The organism is Halorubrum sp. SS7 (genome assembly GCF_005435055.1).
GTDB lineage: Archaea > Halobacteriota > Halobacteria > Halobacteriales > Haloferacaceae > Halorubrum > Halorubrum salinarum.
The window spans coordinates 1-814 of sequence record NZ_SGXV01000170.1 but is presented as its reverse complement, the minus strand read 5'-3'; the positions used below and the strand labels follow the sequence as shown (position 1 = coordinate 814).

Genomic DNA, 814 nt, shown 5'->3' with positions numbered 1-814 from the left:
CGCCATCATCGGCTTCCTCGTCGCCGCCGGCAGAGCCGTCGAGGCGTCCTGACGCCGATCGGTCGGTGGGAGCGCCCCGCAGTTGGATACGTCCGGAGCAGGTGGACGTGTCGTCCCGAGCACGTTTCCGTAGAGTGGCGCACGGTCTAGGCGACGTCTTCGGCGAGGCGTTATGTCGATTCACGAAGGAAAACTACTACTGGCGTGACTATCCCCGTGGTTTCGACGCCGAACGTACTCGGCGGGAAACCCAGGGCGGAGGGGACGCGCGTCGGCGTCCACCAGGTAGGGTCGCTGGTCCACGAGCACGGCCGGTCGAGGGCGGCCGTCACCGAGGAGTTCGGCCTGACGGCCGATGAGGTCGACGCCGCTATCGAGTACTACGAGTCGAATCCCGACGAGACGGAAGCGATCGCAGCGGAGGCGAACGCGACTCGCGACCGACTGACAGACGTGAGCCGCGCACCGTAGTGATGCGGCTCCTCTGCGACCAGAACGTCGCACGTCGGTATATCGACGCCCGTATCGAAGCGCCAGACCTTCGAGCAGTCACTGTCCGTGATGCGCTCGATCCTCGTGCGACCGATCCCGACATCGCGGCGTACGCTCGCGAAAACGAATACGTCGTGTTGACCGCAGACGAGGACTTCTTCGAGTTGTCGGAACGGTGTGGCTGTCTGTATTTCCACTAACTCGATCGGCCGCCTGTCGGCGATGTGCTAACTGCTATCCGGCTGATCGATGACGCGCACGACGACCATACCGGGATCGCCGAGGTCGTCCCGGACGGGTGGGCCTGAGCTACTTGTACGAT

Annotated in this window: 2 protein-coding genes; both read left to right on the top strand. The window is 64.0% G+C overall.

Features of this window, described 5'->3' with window-relative positions; translation table 11 throughout:
• The first annotated feature begins 204 nt into the window (after positions 1 to 204).
• Positions 205 to 471, top strand: coding sequence for a DUF433 domain-containing protein (locus EXE44_RS17415; protein ID WP_092921914.1), 267 nt, complete (start codon positions 205 to 207; stop codon positions 469 to 471).
• Between the two features lie 2 nt (positions 472 to 473).
• On the top strand, positions 474 to 692 hold the full coding sequence (locus EXE44_RS17410; RefSeq protein ID WP_241988348.1) for a DUF5615 family PIN-like protein: 219 nt from the start codon (positions 474 to 476) through the stop codon (positions 690 to 692).
• The last annotated feature ends 122 nt before the right edge of the window (positions 693 to 814 follow it).